Annotated in this window: 15 protein-coding genes; 14 read left to right on the top strand and 1 reads right to left on the bottom strand. The window is 52.8% G+C overall.

The genetic code is table 11. The features are described 5' to 3' along the window. The first annotated feature begins 65 nt into the window (after window positions 1-65). From hrpA to cysK, 4 genes are all read left to right on the top strand, one after another. A complete protein-coding gene (gene hrpA / locus G006_RS0104730; RefSeq protein ID WP_026146845.1) occupies window positions 66-3,959 on the top strand; it encodes an ATP-dependent RNA helicase HrpA in 3,894 nt (1,297 codons plus the stop codon). Between the two features lie 42 nt (window positions 3,960-4,001). Then, window positions 4,002-4,709: a rhomboid family intramembrane serine protease gene (locus G006_RS0104725; protein ID WP_026146844.1), complete on the top strand. Its 708-nt coding sequence runs from the start codon at window positions 4,002-4,004 to the stop codon at window positions 4,707-4,709. A gap of 154 nt (window positions 4,710-4,863) precedes the next feature. Then, complete coding sequence (locus G006_RS0104720; RefSeq protein WP_020482013.1) at window positions 4,864-5,187, top strand: hypothetical protein; 324 nt, start codon at window positions 4,864-4,866, stop codon at window positions 5,185-5,187. 1,028 nt (window positions 5,188-6,215) lie between these two features. Then, a complete protein-coding gene (cysK, locus tag G006_RS0104715; RefSeq protein WP_020482012.1) occupies window positions 6,216-7,193 on the top strand; it encodes a cysteine synthase A in 978 nt (325 codons plus the stop codon). Between the two features lie 321 nt (window positions 7,194-7,514). On the opposite strand, the gene G006_RS29315 is transcribed toward cysK, so the two are convergent. Continuing rightward, window positions 7,515-7,643 carry a hypothetical protein gene (locus G006_RS29315; protein WP_268743564.1) on the bottom strand — a complete coding sequence of 43 codons (129 nt, stop codon included), beginning with the start codon at window positions 7,641-7,643 and terminating at the stop codon, window positions 7,515-7,517. 520 nt (window positions 7,644-8,163) lie between these two features. Between G006_RS29315 and G006_RS0104700 the strand changes: the two genes are divergently transcribed. The 10 genes from G006_RS0104700 to G006_RS26905 all read left to right on the top strand — a co-directional run bounded on the left by G006_RS0104700 (window position 8,164) and on the right by G006_RS26905 (window position 22,036). Further along, complete coding sequence (locus G006_RS0104700; protein ID WP_020482009.1) at window positions 8,164-9,420, top strand: glycosyltransferase family protein; 1,257 nt, start codon at window positions 8,164-8,166, stop codon at window positions 9,418-9,420. 66 nt (window positions 9,421-9,486) lie between these two features. Continuing rightward, window positions 9,487-10,842, top strand: coding sequence for a glycosyltransferase (locus tag G006_RS24975; RefSeq protein WP_020482008.1), 1,356 nt, complete (start codon window positions 9,487-9,489; stop codon window positions 10,840-10,842). Beyond that, window positions 10,817-12,814 carry an alginate lyase family protein gene (locus G006_RS0104690; protein ID WP_020482007.1) on the top strand — a complete coding sequence of 666 codons (1,998 nt, stop codon included), beginning with the start codon at window positions 10,817-10,819 and terminating at the stop codon, window positions 12,812-12,814. Before G006_RS24975 ends, G006_RS0104690 begins: the two co-directional genes overlap by 26 nt. After that, a complete protein-coding gene (locus tag G006_RS0104685; protein ID WP_020482006.1) occupies window positions 12,811-14,934 on the top strand; it encodes an alginate lyase family protein in 2,124 nt (707 codons plus the stop codon). Before G006_RS0104690 ends, G006_RS0104685 begins: the two co-directional genes overlap by 4 nt. Further along, window positions 14,931-16,265 (top strand): aminoglycoside phosphotransferase family protein, encoded by a 1,335-nt coding sequence (locus G006_RS0104680; RefSeq protein WP_020482005.1) that lies wholly within the window; start codon window positions 14,931-14,933, stop codon window positions 16,263-16,265. The genes G006_RS0104685 and G006_RS0104680 overlap by 4 nt, the downstream gene beginning before the upstream one ends. Further along, window positions 16,252-16,896 carry a histidine phosphatase family protein gene (locus G006_RS26910; protein WP_020482004.1) on the top strand — a complete coding sequence of 215 codons (645 nt, stop codon included), beginning with the start codon at window positions 16,252-16,254 and terminating at the stop codon, window positions 16,894-16,896. The genes G006_RS0104680 and G006_RS26910 overlap by 14 nt, the downstream gene beginning before the upstream one ends. Continuing rightward, complete coding sequence (locus tag G006_RS0104670; protein WP_020482003.1) at window positions 16,893-18,176, top strand: aminoglycoside phosphotransferase family protein; 1,284 nt, start codon at window positions 16,893-16,895, stop codon at window positions 18,174-18,176. Before G006_RS26910 ends, G006_RS0104670 begins: the two co-directional genes overlap by 4 nt. A gap of 20 nt (window positions 18,177-18,196) precedes the next feature. Then, the gene (locus tag G006_RS24965; RefSeq protein ID WP_020482002.1) at window positions 18,197-19,999 is read left to right on the top strand and encodes an ABC transporter ATP-binding protein; all 1,803 of its coding nucleotides are present in this window, start codon (window positions 18,197-18,199) and stop codon (window positions 19,997-19,999) included. Continuing rightward, entirely contained in the window at window positions 19,996-21,207 is a 1,212-nt protein-coding gene (locus G006_RS24960; RefSeq protein WP_081607886.1) for a glycosyltransferase family protein, read from the top strand. Before G006_RS24965 ends, G006_RS24960 begins: the two co-directional genes overlap by 4 nt. Then, window positions 21,197-22,036 (top strand): hypothetical protein, encoded by an 840-nt coding sequence (locus tag G006_RS26905; RefSeq protein WP_020482000.1) that lies wholly within the window; start codon window positions 21,197-21,199, stop codon window positions 22,034-22,036. Before G006_RS24960 ends, G006_RS26905 begins: the two co-directional genes overlap by 11 nt. Window positions 22,037-22,043 lie beyond the last annotated feature (7 nt).

Raw genomic sequence — 22,043 nt, 5'->3', positions numbered from 1 at the left:
AAGTCAAATGTAAACCAGCCCCCTCTGCCCTTATAATGCCGGGCTTTTACCAGATTCTCCGCCCCATGTCCGTCCAAGACACCCTGAAACAACTCGCCAAAAATCTCCAAAACTGCATGGGCACTGACCGCCACGGTTTGAAGCGGCAACTGGACCGCTTGCGTAGCGAGGTGAGTAAGGGCAAGGATGTGGCAGGGCACATACAGCAACTGGCGGATAAGATCGAGCGTTCGGTGGGGCGGTGCAATCAGCGCCGGGCGTCGGTGCCGGTGATTAATTACCCGGATTTGCCGGTCAGCGGCAAGAAGGACGAGATTGCCGAGTTGATCCGCAATAATCAAGTCACCATCGTCTGCGGCGAGACCGGTTCCGGCAAGACTACGCAGTTGCCGAAGATTTGTCTGGAGATTGGTCGCGGCTTGACCGGTTTGATCGGTCACACCCAGCCACGCCGGATCGCCGCCCGCACCGTCGCTGACCGCATCGCTGAGGAACTGGGCCAGCCCATCGGCCAAGCGGTGGGTTATAAGGTGCGCTTTCACGACCAAACTCATCCTAATTCGCTGGTTAAGCTGATGACCGACGGCATCCTGCTGGCCGAGTCGCAAAACGATCCCTATTTAAATCAATACGACACCATCATCATCGACGAGGCGCATGAGCGCAGCCTGAATATCGATTTTCTGATGGGCTATCTGCGCTGGTTGTTGCCAAAACGGCCCGATTTAAAAGTGGTGATTACCTCCGCGACTATCGACCCAGAGCGGTTTGCTAAGCATTTTAATGATGCGCCCATCGTCAACGTTTCCGGTCGCACCTATCCGGTGGATGTGCGCTACCGTCCCATCGAGTTAATCGAGGAAGACGACGAAACTTCCGCTGATTTGCAACAAGCCATTCTGGATGCGGTGGATGAGTTGTATCGGGATATGCGCGGCGATATTCTGATTTTTTTGAGCGGCGAGCATGAGATTCGCGAGACCACAGAATCCTTGCGCAAATCGCACAATAATGCCCGCTACGAGGTGTTGCCGCTGTATTCCAAACTCAGTGTCAGCGAGCAGGAACGAGTGTTCAAGCCCAGCGGCAACAAGCCGCGTATCGTGCTGGCTACCAACGTCGCCGAAACCTCGTTGACCGTGCCGGGCATCCGCTGCGTGATCGATTCGGGCCATGCCCGCATCAGCCGTTACAGCCATAAAAGTAAAATTCAGCGCTTGCCTATCGAGCGTATCTCTCAAGCCAGCGCCAACCAAAGGGCAGGGCGCTGCGGGCGGGTGGCTGAGGGTATTTGCATCCGGCTGTATTCGAAAGAAGATTATCTGGCGCGACCGGAATTTACCGAACCGGAAATCCTGCGCACCAATCTGTCGTCGGTGATTTTGCAGATGGCGGCCTTGAAGTTGGGCGATATCGAAGATTTTCCGTTCGTCGAGCCGCCGGACGATAAGATGATCCGGGATGGTAAGAATGCGCTGTTTGAGGTGGATGCCCTGGACAAGGCCGGCCAGTTGACCGATACCGGTCGGCAGTTGGCGAAGATCCCCACTGATCCCAAGCTGGCGCGGATGTTGTTGGCGGCGGCTGAGCTGGGCTCGCTGCATGAGGTGGCGATTATTGTGTCGGCATTAAGCATTCAGGACCCGCGTGATAAGCCCGCCGATAAAATGCCGCAGGCGGAAGCGAAGCATGCGCAGTTCAAGGCCGAGGACTCCGATTTTTTGAGTTTGCTGAATCTGTGGAATGCCTTTGAAGAACAGAAGAAGCATCTGACCAACAGCAAGCTGCGCAAGTATTGCCAGGACAATTTCTTGTCTTATATCCGCATGCGTGAGTGGCATGACATCCACACCCAGATTATGCAGGTGGCGCGCGGCGATTTGGGCTTGAAGACCAGCGGCAATCCAGCCAATTACGAACAGATTCATATGGCGTTGTTGCCGGGTTTGTTATCGAATATCGGTTTTAGACACGAGCAATACGAATATCTGGGCGCGCGCGGTTTGAAATTTTTCATCTTTCCGGGTTCCGGCCAGCACAAGGCCAAGCCAAAATGGATCATGGCCGCCGAACAAGTCGAAACCAGCAAGGTCTATGCACGTACCGTCGCCAAGATCGAGCCGGAATGGATAGAAGCCTGCGCCCAACATCTGGTCAAACGCAATTACTACGACCCGCATTGGGAGAAAAACGCCGGGCGCAGCGGGGTTTACGAGCGCACGCTGTTGTACGGTTTGACCTTGCAGGCCAAGCGCAAAGTACCTTACGAAAATGTCGATCCTAAAGCCGCGCGGGAGATGTTTATCCGCCATGCGCTGGTCAATCACGATTATCACAGCAACGCGCCGTTCTTTAAGGCCAACGAGGCCTTGCTGGAAGAGGTGGGCTACATTCAGCACAAAGGCCGCCGCGTCGATTTGGTGGAAGACGAGGAATGGCTGTATCAGTTTTACGATAAAAAGCTGCCGGCTGAGGTAGTTAGCGGCATTACCCTCGATCAGTGGCGCAAGAAAGTCGAACGCGATAATCCGAAAATCCTGTTTTTAACCAAGGCGGATCTGACGCGCAGCGACGAGAATCAGTTTAACGATTGGGATTTTCCGGACAGTAAAAAAATCGGCGATTTGACGATCGAATTGCATTACCGCTTCGAGCCGGGGCATGACGAGGATGGCGTAACCGCTATCGTGCCGGTGCATCAACTCAATCAAATCCGCCAAGCGCCGTTCGATTGGCTGGTGCCGGGCATGCTGGAAGAAAAAGTCACGGCCTTGATCAAGTCATTGCCCAAACATCTACGTAAACATTTCGTGCCGGTGCCGAACACCGCCAAGGCCTGTCTGGAAATCGAACCGGATTTTAAAGGCTCGTTGTTCGAGTGGTTGAGTGGCCGTTTGCGCAAACTGACCGGCGAGTCGATACCCTTGAATGAATGGCAGCCGGATGCGTTGCCGGATCATTTGAAGATGAATTTTCGCATTGTTGATGATCATGGCCGGGCCTTGGGTTATGGCCGCAATCTGGCCAAGTTGCAAGCCGATTACGCGACCAAGGCCGGCGACAGTTTCGATAAGTTGGCGCAAGAGGAAATGAACCACACCGGCTGTATCGCCTGGGCGTTTGATGACTTGCCGGAGACTTGGCAGTTCATGCAAAAAGGTCAGACCTTCATTGGCTTTCCGGCGATTGTCGATGAAGGCGACACGGTGGGGGTGAAGATACTCGACACGCAATATAAGGCCGATCTGGCGCATTTCGACGGTTTAACCAAGTTGTTTCAATTGCAATGCCGTAAGGATGCGCAGTATTTGTTAAAAAACAGTGGCGTCCAGGCTACTTTGCAGTTGGCCTATAACCAACTGCCCAAGCATCCGTTGTTGAAAGAGCGGCCGGGCGGCGATTTTAAGGAAGACCTACTATTCTTAATCTTTAATAGTGTGTTCGTCGCCGATAACACAATTCGCAGTCAACAGCAGTTCGACGCGGCGCTGGCGGCTAAAAAATCGATGTTGGTCACGGTTGGGACTCAGGTGGGCAAGCATGCAACGGAAATCATGGCAAACTACCAAGCAGTTAGACAGCGATTGAAACAGACCGGCGTTAACCCAGGTTTGAGAGAAGACTTGGAAAAACAGCTGAGTTTACTGCTATTTGCTGGTTTTTTGCGGTTTACGCCGCTGGCGCAGATGCAAGCGATTCCGCGTTATTTAAAAGCCATAGAGTGTCGTCTGGATAAGCAAAAGCCGGATTCGGCGGATATCCAAGGTCTGCACAGACTGTCGCAACGTTTTTGGCAACATGTCGAGAAGCAAATGAAGACGTTGGTGCCTATGCCCGAGCGTGAACCCTTCCGCTGGAGTTTGGAAGAATTGCGAGTGTCGCTGTTTGCACAGCAATTGAAAACCGCTTTTCCGGTTTCTGTACAGCGTCTGGAAAAGACTTGGAACGAAAAATTTTAATCAGCCTCTGAATCATGTGCCCACTATAGAAGGAAGTCCAAGATGATACCCATTCGAGATTCGATACCGTGTAACACCAAGCCTTATGTGACGTGGGGCATCATGGCTATCTGTATTGCAGTGTACGTGGCGATGCTGTTTATGCCCGATGAAATGGGCCAGCACTTTGTCTACATGTACGGGATGGTGCCGATTCGGTATTCCAATCCTGATTGGGCTTATAGTTTCGGCTTGCCGCCGGATTATTATCTGTCATTTTTTACCAATATGTTCCTGCACGGCGGTTTCGGCCATTTGCTGATGAACATGGTGTTTTTATGGATATTTGCGGACAACATCGAAGACTTGATGGGACATAAACGTTTTGTGGTGTTTTATGTCTTATGCGGGCTGTTGGCAACTTATGCGCAGTGGTATTTTTACCCAAAGATGGCGGTGCCGGTGGTAGGTGCATCAGGCGCGATTGCCGGGGTGTTGGGTGCGTATTTCTTCCGTTTCCCGCAAGCTACCGTGGTGATACTGGTGCCCATCCTGTTTTATCCGCTGTTTTTCCATGTGCCGGCGATAGCTTTTCTTGGGTTTTGGGTGATCATTCAAATCGGTGATGTGTTTACGGCAACTTTTTTAGATAACGTCGCGGTGGATTCGGCCTGGTGGGCACATCTCGGAGGTTTCGTTGCCGGAGCGTTGTTACATCCGTTTTTTATCGAAAAGAAACCCCCGGAATATCAATTCCAGTCGGATGAATAGGCGCCCAAGCCGCGGTTAAACGGCAAAAAAGCAAGAAACGGTAGGGCTTTTATTTTATAATGCCGCTAGTTGGCTAACGGCTGAAAAGGTAACGAAAATCAAGGCCGTTGCCTGTGTTTGCAAAAGATTCTTCATTCATTCGAGACAAATAAACATGAAAAACCTTAATGTCGCATTGGTAAGACTGCTGCAGTTTGTGGTGTTCGCGCTGTTCACATTCATTGTGTTGTTGTACTTCGGTACTTTGATTTTGTTACCACTGGATATCGTGGTGCTGATTACTAAAATGCTGCATTTGATAGGTATAGGTACATTGTTCGGTGCGATTGTTGCTGTGCCAGTGGTCGCTTACATGGGTAAAATCGTCTACAGCACTCCAGGTCTGATTCAGATGATTGTTGAGAACGGCATCGATTTAGCCAACACCGGCAAACAGCGGGTTGAAGCGTTTAACAAAATTGCTGAAGCTGTTAAATAGACCGCTTAACGCAATCGTAGAAAAGGGGCTTGTTAGCCCCTTTTTTGTGCCTGTTGGTTTGGTTCAAGGTCAATTATTTTTCCGAATATTCTCCCAAATGGGGGCGCGGTCAGGCGGCTTGAAAAATGGCATTCGCTCCGGTAAATTCCCTTGTAGCCGGCTAGACACCAGGCTTTTATCAGCTGTCGAAATTTTTTACAGTGGCCTGTTCTGCAAGCAAACAAACTGGTTCAGTTGATTTTTTCGATTTCAATATATTAGCCGCTCAAATTCGTCAAATTAGAATGGTAAATAGCTGTTGTATCGATAAATTCGATGGTTAGCATAAATTGCTAAGTCGAGAAAATTTACAAATCACCGTTCGGCTTTTGCTTGGTTTAGTCTGCGGCAATTAAAAGTCTTTTAAGTACATAAGCTTGTGTTCTCTGTGTATATTTTTTGCTTATCTTTTAACGTAAATAAATTTGTTAAATAATCATGTAAGTATGTGTAAAGCAAGGGGAAGATTATGGACGCAAAGAAAGTAGACACATCGACTAAAAGTAGAAATGACGAGCACTGTGACCACCCGTCCTTGGCCAAAGAATATGTCTCCGGCGTACCCACTGGAAACTTTATTTGCGCACAATGCGGTCGTCATCTGACTTCAATTATCAGAACATCCAAAAAGTAAACTCTGCCGATTTCGCGCATGCCTTCACCGGTGTGCGCTTTCAGGTTCTATCCTCAAACCTTCAATCACAACTTCCGGTAACGCAACGCTTTGGCTACCGATGCTTGCCTGCTGCTTGTGTTTACTGTCTTTGATTTATGACCAGTTATCCCTGGGATGCGCGATAGGTCTGGCTGCTGGTTGCAAAAATCTTCAAACAGGCGCAATCTTGGAACTGTGGTACTACGGCTATCCAGGGCGTGAGCAGCACGTTTTTCTGATTTAGCTGTGTGAGCTTAATTCAACCCCATAAACAGCCAGTGTAGGTCAATGCGCACTGGCTTTTTTTCGACTATCCATTTTGAAGGAAAACGTTATGGCATATTGGTATCCCGACAATTCGCAGTCTATCGGCAAAACTCCGCTGGTTAGGCTTAACCGCATTACTGACGGCGCTCAAGTCACCCTATTGGCTAAAGTCGAAGGGCGTAACCCCGGATATTCGGTGAAATGCCGCATCGGCGCGGCAATGATTAATGATGCGCAACAACGGGGCCTGCTTGGGCCTGGCAAGGAGTTGATCGAGCCGACCAGCGGCAATACCGGCATTGCACTGGCATTTGTCGCTGCGGCGCGTGGCATCCCGCTAACTTTAACCATGCCGGATACGATGAGTATCGAGCGCCGGAAATTGCTGGTGGCATACGGCGCGAAATTGGTGCTGACCGAGGGCGCAAAAGGTATGAAAGGCGCTATAGCCAAGGCGGAAGAGATCGTCGCTTCCGATCCGGAGCGCTACGTACTGTTGCAGCAGTTTAAAAACCCCGCCAACCCGCAAATCCACGAACAAACCACCGGGCCGGAAATTTGGCACGATAGCGACGGTGCGGTCGATATTTTCGTTTCCGGTGTCGGTACTGGCGGCACCATTACCGGCGTGTCGCGCTATATCAAACTCACGCAGTGCAAGCCCATCGTTTCCATTGCCGTTGAGCCGGAAGCCAGTCCGGTGTTAAGTCAGTATCGTAGCGGCCAAGATATACAACCCGGACCGCATAAAATTCAGGGCATAGGCGCCGGTTTCGTGCCCGACGTATTGGATTTGTCCATGATTGATGCCATCGAGCAAGTTAGTAATGACGAAGCGATTGAGTATGCGCGGCGTTTGGCGCGGGAAGAAGGCTTGTTATCCGGCATTTCCTGCGGTGCGGCAGTTGCAGTGGCGGTGCGGGTGGCAAAACGACCGGAAAATGTTGGCAAGACTATTGTCGTGGTGCTTCCGGACTCCGGCGAACGCTATTTGAGTTCGGCCTTATTCGAAGGCTTGTTTGATGCGCAGGGTGTGGCGGTCTGATTTGGCGCGCGTCGATACTGACGTATAGGGGATAGCGGTCTGGGTTTTTGACCGTGGCAAACGCTAATTAACCCGGCCCTTGAATTCGCTGGATTCTGCATTCCCGCGAAGGCTGGGGCCATTAGACCGCTTACTGAATCAAGCATAGCCGCTGGGCTCCCGCCTTCGCGGGAGCGACGGCATTTAAAGGAACTTCTAAGAATTAGAATATCTCCTTCTCCCTCTGTACTCGCAGGGCATAGTTTAAGTGTCGGGTTAATAATCACCAGCGATCCCTGTAGTCATATCTCGGCATGGGCCGTTGCGGATAGCCGTAATAGTCTAGCGGCGGCCGCCCAAAATAACGGGGCGGCGGGGGCGGGTAATAGCCCATTCTCGCTGGGCTATGTCCCCTAAAATAGGGCCGGTAACCATGCCCATGATGGTGATGATGCCGCCTATGGTGGCCATGTCCCCAATCACCTCCATGCGCAAAAGCTGTCCCGGAACATAACACGCCGATTAACAATATCAATATAAGCCTGAACATATATCCTCCTTTGTTGGATTGTTTCAGTCGCGGCGGATTGTTCTCCTATTTGCTTAAAAACCTCTTAATTCCCTTGCGCCATCTGGAAGCAAAGCAGAATAGATCGAATACCAATCCCTCATCCCGTAAACCGTTGGCGAAAAATTGCCGAAGCGGTTCAAAACCCCGGTTTCCTGAAACCTCAATCTATTTCGAGCGACTGTAAGACATGCTGCATGGAAACCCCATCAATGCGGCCTGTGGGCAAGCCCGATAACATTGCCACATTAAAGTTTGATGAAAATGACGATTTGAATGAACCTTGCTTGTTTGCCCGGGAATAGACGCTGCACGTAACCACGGTTTTGTCTGGTTACCGAAATTGAACCGGGCGCCAGATCATCCACACTGGAAACTGCTTGCGCCCGCATAGTGAACGATGCTGCAAAAGGAATCCGGGCCATGACGCTTATCAACCAATCTAAAAGAATCATTGTGTATTCTCACGATACCTTCGGTCTGGGTAACATTCGCCGGATGTTGGCAATTTCTAAATCCCTGGTGGATGCCGACCCGAACGTCTCGGTACTAATTCTGTCCGGCTCGCCCATGCTGCATGCCTTCCGTATCCCCGATCGTATCGATTACATCAAATTGCCTTGTTTGTCTCGCAACGTCAAAGGCGACTACTCGGTGAAATTCCTGGATATGGAATACGAACAATTGCTCAAGCTGCGCAGCAACATCATCCTTAGCGCGGTGCTGGATTTCGATCCTGATTTGATTTTAGTGGACAAAAAGCCCTATGGCGTCAGCGACGAATTGGGTGCCGCTCTGCATCTCATGCAACGTCGTGGTCACCGCGCCAAACTGGTCTTGCTGTTGCGTGACATCCTCGATAGTCCGGAAAGCACGATTCCGGTCTGGAAGAAAAACGGCTATCACGACGCCATCCAGTCGCATTACGACAAGGTATTGGTAGTCGGTTCTCCTGACATTTACGACATGCGCAAGGAATACGAATTTCCCGACGCCAGCCACGAGAAAGTCGACTTCTGCGGCTACATAGCCCGCGAACGCAGCGACAAAAAAGCCGGTGAGATTCGCGAGCAAATCGGTTGCACCAAGGAGCGTCTGGTGCTGGTCACCGCCGGCGGTGGCGAAGACGGCTACCAATTGCTGCACAGTTATCTGGAAGGCTTGAGTCGTCAGGATCTGGGCGACAACACCATGACCTTGATGATATGCGGCCCGGAAATGTCGGAAAGCCGCCGCCATCAGCTTGAAGTTTTGGCTCGCAGTTGCCGAAATGTGGTGATTCAGGAGTTTAACACCGACATGATGGCTTGTATGGAAGCCGCTGATTTGGTGGTGAGCATGGGCGGTTACAACTCCACCTGCGAATTACTGACCCTGCGCAAGCGCGCTATTTTGGTGCCGCGCGTCAAACCTTCCCAAGAGCAATGGATACGTGCGGAGCGCCTGGCGCTGCAAGGCTTGGTGCGTGCCATTCACCCCAACCAACTGACCCCAAAATTACTGATGGACACGGTCCGTGAAGAGTTGGGCCGTACCAACGTTCATCACAGCCGCTTGTATCAAATCGACATGGGTGGTTTGCCGCGTATTAGCGAATCGATCAGCGATTTACTGTATGGCAGTGCGGAAAAACCGCAAGCGCAGATCAGAGCTTCGAGCCGCAGCGTAGCAGCCGACTAAACCCTTCTTCATCGAGACAACCCTTCCGGCCTGAGTAAGGCCGAAAGGACAATTTTGGATTTTACAATGCAAAACCATGGCAGCCGGGCGCAAGTCGCTTACATACTCAAAGGCTTTCCGCGCACCTCGGAAACCTTTATCACCAATGAAATCCATTTGTTGGAAACCCTCGGCCTCGAACTGTCGATTTTTTCGATCAAGCAACTCGAGGGCCAAAAGCATCATGCAGTGGTCGATGCCATCCGCGCGCCGGTGACGTATCTGCCGCAAGCCAGTGATCTGACCGGACACAGCTTTTTAACCTGGCTAAGTGAAAACCTGCCGAAATTCGCGCCCAGCCACGGTCGGCTGCTCCTGAAGCGCCCGGTGGCCTACCTTGGTGGGTTGCTGGAATGTTTGGGCATGAGTCTCAAGTACCGGTCTGGCAGGCTGGAATGGCCGCGCACGGTCTTCATCAAGGAGTTTCTGCAAGCCGGCTACATCGCCGAAGCGGTGTTACAGAATCCTGCTATTCGCCATTTACATGCGCATTTCTGCCACGGCGCGACGACGATTGTGATGTTAGCCAGCCGGATCAGCGGCTTGCCGTTCAGCTTTACCGCTCACGCCAAGGATATTTACCTAAAGGAATTGAATCCGGGCGATTTATTGCAAATCAAAATGCGCCGCGCCAAATTCGCGGTGACCTGTACCGGCGCCAATCAGGAACATCTGGATGCCTGTAAAGGGAGCAATATCGATGTGCATCGGATTTATCATGGCCTGGATACTGATTTGTTCGTGCCGGAGCCGCGCAAACAAGCTTTATCTGAGCAAATCCCTACGATTTTATCGGTCGGTCGTTTGGTCGAGAAAAAGGGCTTCGACTATCTGGTGAGAGCCTGTGCGATTCTGCGCGATCGCGGCGTCAGATTTAACTGCCGCATCGTCGGCGGCGCGGACAAATACGCACAAGTTATTCAACAACTCATCTCCGATTTGGATTTACAAGACATCGTTAGCCTGCCCGGTGCGGTAACGCAGGAAGAATTACGCGGCATTTATCAGCAAGGCAGCGTGTTCGCTCTACCTTGTCTGGTCGTAGATAACGGCGATCGCGACGGCATTCCCAATGTCTTGGTGGAAGCAATGGCGATGGAAATGCCGGTTATCTCGAGCGACATTTCCGGTATCCCGGAATTGATTCAGGACCAAGTCAACGGCTTGTTGGTGCCGGAAAAAAATGCTCAAGCCATGGCCGACGCTATCCAAAGCTTATTAGACGATCAAGCTTTGCGTTTACGTCTTGGTCAAGCCGCCCGCCAAACCGTCTGTCGGGATTTTAATTCCCGCCACACCACAGTGGCATTAAAAAACTTGTTCGACGCCTGCCTGCAAGGGCAAACGGTGGAAGCTCATGTCTGCTGTGCTGAACACTCGTAATCAAGACGTGCGCTTCGGCTGTCTGGAAGCGCCGTATTGCCAAATGAATCCAGAAGCTTTGTTAGCCTATTATCAGGCCCGCGGCCATGTGCATTATTTTTCGGTAATCGATGAAGAGCAAAATACCCCGGAAAAGCTGGAAGGCATTTTGCGCAATCGCTTTGAATTCAATCATGAGCCTTACCAGCTTGATGATGCATTTGATTGGCTGACTAATCCCAGCTCAGATGTTGAATGGCTGATTCTGCTGCACAAATTTTATTACGCAGTCGGCCTGGGCAGACATTTTGAGAAAACCGGCGACACCCACTACCGCGACAAATGGCAAACCCTGACCATTCATTGGATCGACAACGTGCCGGTCGATTTTCTGTCCAGCGACGTCACTGGCCGCCGGGTGCAAAACTGGATTTTTGCCTACCGCTATTTCGTGTCGGCAGCCGCCGAACCGGCCATCGATGCGGAATTTAATCTGGATTTTCTGGCCTCGCTGCAACAGCAGGTCGCCTACTTGTGCGAAAACCTGACGCCGGCCCGCAATCACCGCACTCTGGAACTTTATGCGATTTTCCTGGCGGCGGTCGTGTTTCCGGAACTGCGCGGCGCTAAAGAATGGCTGAGTTTTTCGACTCGCGAATTGCAACGCAACCTGCAAACCGATTTGCTGGCTGATGGTGTGCATTGTGAACTCTCGACCGATTACCACCATATCGTCTTACGCAATTTCCTGGGCATTCGCCGCTTGGCGATGTTGAATAATATCGAGCTGCCCGCCGATATGGACGAGGCGATCAAAAAAGCCCTGAGCTTTTGCCTGCATGCGCACAAACCTGACGGCTTTATCCCGGCCATCAGCGACGGCGACAGCGCCAATTTTCTGGATTTGCTGCGGCAAGGCCATGAGTTGTATCAGGATCCGGCGATGCTATACGTCGCCACGGCCGGTCAGCAAGGCCAAGCGCCAGCGGAGCGTTCTAAAACCTTTACTGCGAGCGGCTACAGCATTTTGCGCAGCGGCTGGGGCGAGCAAGATGAAGCGTATCAAGACGAACGCTATCTGTTTTTCGATTGCGCGCCTTTAGGTGCCGGTAATCATGGTCATCTGGATTTACTCAATATCGAAGTGGCGGCTTACGGCCGATCCTTGATCGTCGATCCGGGCCGTTATACCTACGACGAATCCGGCGACACTAATTGGCGAGTAATGTTTCGCGGTACCGGCTATCACAACACCGTGCAGGTGGATGGCAAAAACCAGACCCTTTATGCGCCGCATATTCGCAAATACAAGATTCAAGGCCCGGAACCGACGCGCGAATTCAAGTGCGCTCTGCACCGGCCGGGTTTTGACTATCTGCATGGCATCGCGGCCAGTCATGAGTATCCGGTGATTCACGAGCGCAAAATCGTGTTTATCGCCGGCGAATATTGGCTGGTCTGCGATTTACTGCGCGCCGAGCAAAGCCATGATTATGAACTACGGTTTCATTTGGATGCGTTGGCCGAACATCGCACCACAACGTGCGTCAATTCAGCGGGTTTGCGGGTTGACTCACCGAATCTGGTCATTCTGCAAGCGCCGCAACCAGATACAAAAGTGGCACTGGAGCCCGGCTTTGTCTCATCCAGCTATGGCAGCAAATACCCCGCACCGGTCGTCAATTTTTCCGCACATGCCACCAGTTATTGTTTTTTGACCGTGCTGTATCCGTATCAATCGACGCCTCCACAGCTTACGCTGGAACCATTACCGGTAAGCCAAAACGGTCAAGCGGTCGGTAGCACTATCGCCAGTGCCTTGCGGATTCATAACCAACAAGCCCAAAGGGAATACTACGATGAGCTATTCCTGGCGCATCGCGCGGGCGCCGGTTATGAGTTTGCCGATCTAAACACTGAAAGTGCGTTTTTATTCCGTCGCCAGGATACACAGGGGCGGATCTTAGCTTGGCATAGCGCGGATAAGTCATGAAACCCCGTTATCCCATCATGGAGTCGTCTGCACCGTTGGACGCGCCAAGCGAAACGGTGATTTCCATGCAGTACTTGCTGGTGACACCATTTGCTGCGCTGACTCCTGCTGAGTTACTGGCACATTTTCGCCGGCGTGCCGTGGATAATTATTTTCCCTTGCCAGCCGGAAAAGCCAAACATGTTGCCAGCGCGGCGCCGATTCTCAACAACGAATTTACCCTGAATAACGAAACTCATCGCTTGGGTAATGAGTTTGCTTGGCTGCATAACCCCAGCCCCGATCTGGAATGGCTGATTCTGCTGCACAAATTTTATTACTCTCGCGATCTGGCGCTGGCTTACGACTATAGCGGCGACGAGCGTTATGCCGACAAATGGGTGGGATTGGTCAGTTCCTGGATTGAACAAGTGCCGGACGGTTTTTTGAATAGCCAGGTGACCGGCCGCCGCTTGCAGCAGTGGCTGCTGGCCTACCATTACTTTGTGCCAGGTCGGAACTGCTCGGCTGTGAATGCCGAATTTTTGCTGGTGTTTTTGGCTTCGATTCAGTCGCAAGCAGTGTTCCTCAGCAACCATTTAACGCCGGCAGGCAATCACCGCACTATCGAATTGTCGGCGATTTTCACGGTGGCGGTTATGTTTCCCGAGCTCAGTGCCTCGGCGGAGTTACTGGCGTTTGCCCAACGCGAATTGCTGGACAATTTACGCCAGGATTTTCTGGCGGACGGCGTGCAAAAGGAACTATCTACCGACTACCACCACACGGTATTGAAGAACTTTCTGCGGGTCCGGGAGCTGGCCGAATTAAACAGGTTGACACTGCCCGCGGAGTTCGACGCTTTGATGCGTGAAGCGTTGGAATTTTCCATTTATGCCCACAAGCCGGACGGTTGGCTGCCGGCCATCAATGATGGCGACATCAACAGTTATCTGGGCTTACTGCGCAAAGCGGAACCTTATTATCCCAGCGACGCACTGAGCTATGTACTTAGTCAGGGAAAAGTTGGCAAGCCGCCAATGCAACGTTCGCGTCTATTCGCCGATAGTGGTTACTGCATTCTGCGTAGCGACTGGAAGGAGCAGCCTTATGCAGACGGGCGTTATCTGTTTTTCGACTGCGGCCAGTTGGGTTTTGGCAGCCACGGCCATTACGACTTATTAAATTTTGAAATGGCCGCCTTCGGCCGTTCGTTGATCGTCGATCCGGGCCGCTACACCTATCACGAACATCAAAGCGACGGCATCAATTGGCGACATGCCTTCAAAGGCACTGCGGCGCACAACACCGTCATGGTGGACGGTAAGGATCAGATGGCCTACCGATGCCATGAGCCGGTCGGCCCGCAACCAATAGCTTCGGTATTAAGCTTTGAATCCAACCCGGGTTTTGATTTTGTGCACGGTCGTGCTCTGAGTCCGCTCTACGAGGTGGATCACCAGCGCAGCATGTTCTTTGCCGAAACCGAATATTGGATTGTCAACGATGTGTTGCTCGCCACCGACGCGCATCGTTACGAACAATTTTTCCATTTGGGACCGGAAGCGCAGGGCCAAACCGTATTACAAGGCCAGGGCATTCGTGCGCCAAATCTGTTGATCGCCCAAGCCAGGCGCGCCGAGATTGAAATAACTATAAAACCCGGCTGGGTGTCGCCGGAATATGGCGTAAAGCAGCCAGCGCCTGTCGTGAGTTTTAGCCAGGAAAATTCGGGTAGCGGCTGGTTTCAAACCGTCCTTTATCCCTATAAAGACAACGATACAAATTTGCACGTGGAGACTATACCAGTAACGAGTCTTGGGCAATCCGTGCCCGCTACGCAGGCTTTGGCGCTGAGTATCATCATTCAAGCAAAGACCACGTGTTACCACGATTACTTTTTCCTCGCCAATCAGTCCTGTTTGTCTGAACACCGCTTTGCCGATGTGACTTGCCGGGCACAAGTCGTGTTCATTCGCCGGGATGCCGAAGGCGGGATCCTTAGCGTGAGGGCTTATATGGCGGAATGGCTGGAAATTGCTGGACGCACATTACTGGATAGCATCGGCAATCCGGTTTGCCTGAACTACGCGATGGGCCAGTTGCACATCGACGCTATCAACGGGAGCTTGCCGGCATGACCCAAGACCCACATTTCCCGCAAATGGCCGACGCGTTGAATCCCGCCGTGATGGGGCCACTGCTAGCCTGGTTGCTGGATATGCCCGGCATTAAAACCGGTCATGTTGAATGTGGCATTGGCGAAAAACGGCATAAGCCGGGTAAGAGTCTGGTGATCGGTTATCGGCTTGATAGCCGACCAGGTCTAGGCACCCAAGCGCGATATGTGACCGGCTGCCTATGTTCGCCAGACTCAGCGAGCCGGGAATTTGAATTAGAACTTAGCAAACGGCCGGATCTTGCGACAAGGGCGCTAACGGTTTTGCACGAGCCGGCGATGCTGGTTTGGGCATTTCCTTATGATCGAAAGCTGATTCATTTGCCAGCCCTGTTAGATGAGGCGTTTATCCAAACCTGGCTTGGTGCGCATGATTTAGCCGGGTACGAGCGGGTCCAGGCGGTCGAATCCGAAGTTTTGCATTATCTGGCTGAACGCTCCTGCATGATCCGCTTTCGTGTCACGTTGGCCGGATCAGATGAACCCCGCTTGCTGTATGCGAAGAACTACGCCGACGATAGCGGCCGCGACGTGTTCGCGGTGATGCGGCAATTGAGTAGCCAATTCGCCTGGGGTGCCAAGGCTCTGGCCTACGACGCCGAAACCCGCACTCTCTGGCAGTCGCCTGTCCCAGGCACGACATTGTGCTGGGCCGATTTGCAAGCTGCCGAGGGCTTGGCCTTAGCCGGACATATCGGCCAGTGCGTAGCGGCATTTCATGCCTGCAAACTCGACACCGTAAAGCGTTTTAACCAAGACGATGTTACCGAAGGTTTGTTAGCAACCGTTAGAATCTCTAAACAATCCCGGCCGGAAAGTGCAACACGCATCGAAGGATTGGTTACCGGCTTGTTGGCGCAAGCAACAAATCTTCCGAAACCCTCCTTGGCGACGATTCACCACGATCTAAAACTGAACAACTTTTTAATTGACGGTGAAGATCTGGGGTTGATCGACATGGATTGTGTCTGCCTGGGCGACCCAATGGCCGATTTGGCCAGCCTGATTGCCAACTTTTATCTACATGGTTTGCGGGAGGGTGACGCTATCGAGGAAATTCATCCGTTGGTAAAGCAACTGGTTAGCGCTTACCGGATTAACAGCGTCCATGCCATTTCATTGCCTGCCTTGCGTTGGCAGGTGGCGGCCGCACTGATTCACGAAGTCACTCGCCGCAGCCTGCGGCAAATGGATGAGTTGCGCATCGCCCATATCTCTAGCTATCTGGCGATCAGCGAAAGCTACCTGGCGCTAAGTAAACAGCCAATCGGAGCCGGCGATGCACTCATTTGATTGCCGATTACGAATTTATTTAGCTCGCCACGGCCAGAGCGAACTGAATCTTCAGCGACGCATCTCCGGCCAAGCCGATGCTCAGTTGTCGCCGAAGGGTTTGGAACAGGCGCAAGCCTTGTCCGATGTGTTGAAACATGACACTTTGAGCGCGATTTATAGCAGCAGCCTGACCCGAGCGATAAAAACAGCCGCGCCCACCGCCGTCACACATGGTTTGTCAATTAAGACGTTGGATGGTCTGAGGGAAATCGGCCTAGGTATTTTAGAAGGCCGCCATGTCGATGAGCGCGACCCCGAAGCCTGCCAGTTGTGGGGCGATCGAGAACGTGACAAACAAAACTTTAGCGTACCGGGCTCCGAACCCTATTCAGCTTTTACGCACCGGGTCCTGGGCTGTCTGGAGTCTATCCTGGCCAATAGCAGCGGTGCGATTCTGCTCGTCGGCCATCGCAACACCAACGAAGTGATACTGGCCCGTTTGTTGGCTAACGACTTTGCCGGCGCAGCCGAGATCAATGTCAAAAACAAATACCTGTACGCTATCGATTTGGCGGCCCGACCAGAAGTCATGACCATTCGTTTGGGCGGCGAACATCACGGTAAACATTATCCTGGGCTGCGCACATGAGCAATCCACTGGATCAATTTGCGCCCTTGCTGGATGCGGAATTGATGGCCTCAGCGCTGCAACGGCATTTGCCCGAATGCCTGGCCGGCGACTGGCAGGTGACGGGCTGTGAAATTCAGCATCCGCGTTACAAAACTTATCGGCTTGCCGAAAACCTTGAGCGTTCGTTTTTGGCACTGGTCTACCACTTGCGTGGCCGGCAATTGCCATCATCCATTGCCGATCAGCGCATCTTTTACGCCCGGGCCTACTTAGGCCAGCGCAGCCACCAGGCCTTTGCCCAAGCCCAATCCAGCGGTGAAAATGCGATTCATCTGGCGGAACTGGGCATGGTCGGCTGGCGCTTTCCGAACGATCCGGCGATGCCCTGGTTGGCGCGACTGATGGATAGCCGGCAGATTCCCGAGTTGGGTCAACCGCTATTGTCGGCTATCGAAATCGTCAATTACCGGCCGGAAATCCGTTGCACGGCGCGTTACCGATTCGCTGCCTGCGAAGCAGAACCGGCGCGGGTGGTTTACGGCAAAACTTACGCCGATGAGCGTGGACGGACGGTTTACGACAATCTGCATGTACTGCAAAAGCAATCCCAGTCAGACGCAGCCTTTATCATGCCTGCAGCCTTGGCGTATACCGCCGACCACCATACTTTATGGTTAGAAGGCTTGCAGGGTCAAATGCTAACTGAATTGGATTTTACAGCCGGTGTCGCAGAGAAAATCCCGGCCCTAGCTAATGCGCTTGCGGCTTTTCATCAATTCACACCTCCGCCTCTGCCGGTCGTTACCTCGCAGCAACAGCTGCGAGAATGGCGCAAGAAAGCCGATAAATTGAGCTACGCCTATCCCGCCATCCAGCCGGCGCTGACTGCGTTACTTAACGAATTGCGCCAAGAGAGCCCCGAGTTTGAAGTGTTAGGCTTGATCCACGGCGACTTTCATATCGATCAATTGCTGGTATTGCCAGACGGCAGTTTGGCGCTGTTCGATTACGACGAATTAGCTGTCGGCGATCCATTGCAGGATTTAGCCAACTTTGCGGCGGATTTATACAACTATCCCTATCCGCTTGCCGAGATAGACCAACTGGTCCAGCAACTGTTTACGGCTTATTCAGCCGCCAATAACAACCAAACCGACCGGCAACGTTTTGCCTGGCACCTGCGCGGGCAATGTCTGACCCGCGCTTACCGTACCTTCATCCAGCAAAAATCGGCAACCCAGCAACGCGTTGCCAATTTTATTGCCCTGGCTTTGCGTCCCTGGCCGATGGCCGGCTGAATTCATCAGGAAAACCGCTTATGACCAAGCAAATTCAAGCAACAAGCCGCTTCAAGCAGATAGTTTATGCACATCTGCGCCGGGAGCGAGGCAGTATTTTTGCCGCTATTGTCTGTATTCTCGGTTCCACGTTGACTAGTCTGATCGTGCCTTGGCCGCTGAAGCTGATCTTCGACCATGTGTTGCTGAATCATCCATTACCGGCACAGTTGGCAGCGGCGCAGCCCTTGCTGTATGGCGGTAGCGAGCAAGCGTTGTGGATACTTTGCGGCAGCATGGTGGTGATTGCGTTATTCAAAGGGGTGTTTTCCTACTACCAGCTGTTTCTGACTTCGCGCATCGGCTATTTGCTGGTCTACACCTTGCGCAGCGAGTTGTTCGACCATCTGCAACGCCTGTCGCTGGCATTTCACAGCAGCACGCCATCCGGGGAGTTGCTTAACAAACTCACCAGCGATACCAACACCTTAAAGGATGTCTACGCCGACTCGGCCTTGACCTTTACCACTCACGTGCTGACCGTGTTGGGCATGTTTGCGATCATGTTTAGTCTGAGCGTGAAGCTGAGTTTGATCGTACTGGCCAGTTTCCCGGTGCTGTGCCTGGCGATTGTGATGATTTATAGCCGGGTCAAACGCTCGGCGCGCAAACAACGCCATAACGAAGGGCGCTTGGCATCGCGGGTCAGCGAACTGTTGAACGCCGTACCACTGGTGCAAACCTACGGCATGGAAGATTACGAACGCGAGCGCTTTGATGTGGAAAGCAGTCAATCGATGACCGAAAGCGTCCGCACCGCGCGCATCGAAGCCGGGGCGACACGGATGATCGAAATCATCAGTGCGATTGGTACCGGTATTGTGGTGTTGTTCGGCTGCCTGCAAGTGTTTGCCGGGGTACTAACTCCGGGCGACGTGCTGGTGTTTAGCTCGTATATCGCCCAGATGTATCAACCGATTCGGCAAATTACCCGTTTGTCGACGCGCTATTCCAAGGCCAGCGTCAGTATCGAACGCATCAGCGAAATCCTCGATACCGAGCCGGATATCCAAGATCCACCTGATGCGGTGGTACCTAAAGGTTTGCGCGGCGAAATCGAGTTCAGCAACGTATCCTTCGGCTATCCGACCGGCAAACCCATCCTACGGGATATTTCCTTTCATATTCAACCCGGAGAACGGGTGGCCTTGGTCGGCGCCTCCGGGGCCGGCAAATCTACCATCGCCCGCTTACTGATCCGGCTTTACGATCCGCAGCAGGGCAGGGTGAGGATCGACGGGATCGAGGTCGGACGCTACCAACGCGCCGGCTTACGCCGGGAGATCGGCGTGGTGTTGCAGGATTCGATTCTGTTCGGCACCAGCATTCGCGAGAACATTGGTTACGGCAGCCCGGACGCGACGATCGAAGACATTGAAGCGGCCGCCACTATGGTGCACGCCGACGAATTCATCCGCAATCTGCCGGATGGCTACGACACGGTATTAGGCGAAAGCGGCGGTAATTTGTCCGGCGGCCAACGCCAACGCCTGTGCTTGGCGCGGGCCTTGTTGCGCAAATCCTCGATTCTGATCCTCGATGAACCCACCTCGGCGGTAGATGCCCAGTCGCAAGCCTTGATTCGCGATGCTATCGACAATCTACATGGCGGTAAAACCGTGCTGGTGATTGCCCATCAGTTTCACACCATCCGTAATTTCGACCGGATTTTAGTGCTGAAGCAAGGCGAGATTATCGAGCAAGGCAGCCACGAGGCCTTGATGCAGATGGGCGGCCATTATCACGAACTGTATAAACTCCAACACGGGTTGCGTGCCGCATGAACCAACATAAACCGCGATTACTCTTGTATTGCCAACACTCTCTGGGCATGGGCCATTGGGTCAGAGCCATGACCTTAGCCAATGCCTTGAGCCGCGAATTTCGGGTGACCTTTCTGAACGGCGGCCGCGCACCGGATCATCAGGCTGCCGTTACCGATCTGGATATGCTGAATCTGCCGCCGCTGGGTATGGGTGAAGATCATCAGCTGTATAGCCAGGATGAGCGTTACAACGTCAAGGAAGCCTTGGCGATGCGCCGGCAATTGATACTGGATACCTATGCATTACTCAGACCGGAAGTGGTGTTGATCGAATTGTTCCCGTTCGGCCGCAAGAAATTGGCCAGCGAGTTGTTGCCGCTCTTGAAAGCTGCGCGCCGCGACAAGTATGCCCGGCCCCTGGTGTTATGCAGTCTGCGCGACATCATGGTTAACGCCCGTAAAGATCAAAGTCGGCACGACGAACGGGCGCGCTGGATAACGGATCGTTATTTCGACGGACTGTTGGTACACGCGGACCCTAGGTTTGCCCGATTGGAAGACAGTTTTAAGCCGCGCCATCCGTTGAAAACGCCCTTGCTTTACACGGGTTTTGTCGGACCGCGTCGCACCACGACAGCGATAAAACCGCCCCGCCTTGGGGTGTTGGTATCGGCTGGCGGTGGTATGGTCGGCGCATCCCTGTTTCAAGCGGCGGTTCAGGCCCATGCCATCAATTGGGCAAGTGAAAGATTGCCGATGACCATCGTCGCCGGACCGTTTTTGCCGGAAGCCGATTGGCAGGCGTTATCGGCGCAAGTCGAAGGCAGGAAAGGTCTCACGCTGCTGCGTTCGGTGCCGGCTATGCAGCCTTTGCTGGAGGCGCACAGTGTGTCGGTAAGTCAATGCGGCTACAACACGGTGATGGACATCCTCGAATCCCGCACGCCGGCTTTGGTCGTACCGTTTCTGCGCGGTCAGGAAGACGAACAAACTCAGCGGGCGGAAAAATTGGCGCAATTGGGTTTGGTGAAGGTAATGAATCCGGCGGAATTGACAGGTCAGTACCTGGCGGAAGAGATTTTGCAATTGCGGGATTTTTCGCCCAATCCAGCCGGCCTGGATTTGGCCGGTGCTGACAATACCGTGAGCTTGATTCAACAATTACTTGGCGGCAAATCGGATTTGACCGGTGAATCGCTAAAACAGGAGTACGCCCATGCTTGCTGATTGGCTTACACCGGTTCGAGCGGCATTGGATGCCCGAGAGCAAGCCATAGAGATTTTCTTTCGCGACGACGACGCCGGCTGGGATGATGATCGGCTCTACGCATTGCTGGATTGCTTTAGAGATTGCAATGTACCCATCGATCTTGCAGTGATTCCCGATGCGCTAAGTCCGTCACTTGCTGGCTCGTTACTGGGACGTTGGCGGCGAAACCCGTTTCTGTTGGGCTTACATCAACATGGATACAGTCACAACAACCATGAAAACCAAGGCCGCAAATGCGAATTTGGCATCAGCCGCAGCGAAGAGCAACAATTTAAGGATTTGTTGGTTGGCAAACAGCAGCTTGAGTGCTTGTTCGGGTCGGCACTTGACAGGATTTTCACGCCGCCCTGGAATCGTTGTAGCCAGGCCACGGCCGACAGTTTGCTTAAACTGGGTTTTCAAGCCCTGTCGCGCAACCGCAGCGCGGCGCCACTCCATATCGGGACATTGCAGGAAATTCCGGTAGCTATCGACTGGTGCGGGATCAGAATCAAATCCGCGCAACCCTGGCTTGCGCTGGGCCAAGCCGTTGCTGATGTGTTGTATCCAGAGTATCCGGCCCCCCTGGGCATTATGCTGCACCACGCAGTGATGGGGGTAGACGACCTTGAGCATCTGCAAGCCTTATTGCAACTATTGCGTGAACATCCCACTACACACTGCCGCTTGATGCGCGAATTTTTATGCGAGCCAAAAGCGGTTGATGCACCGGCGTCTGCGTTTCCGCTCGAGCCCCAAGCTGTGCTGACCGCTATGCAGTCCTACCTCCTAACCAAACCACTCTGATTGGCCT

The organism is Methylomonas sp. MK1 (assembly GCF_000365425.1).
Classification (GTDB): domain Bacteria; phylum Pseudomonadota; class Gammaproteobacteria; order Methylococcales; family Methylomonadaceae; genus Methylomonas.
This window is presented reverse-complemented; position numbering and strand designations above follow the sequence as displayed.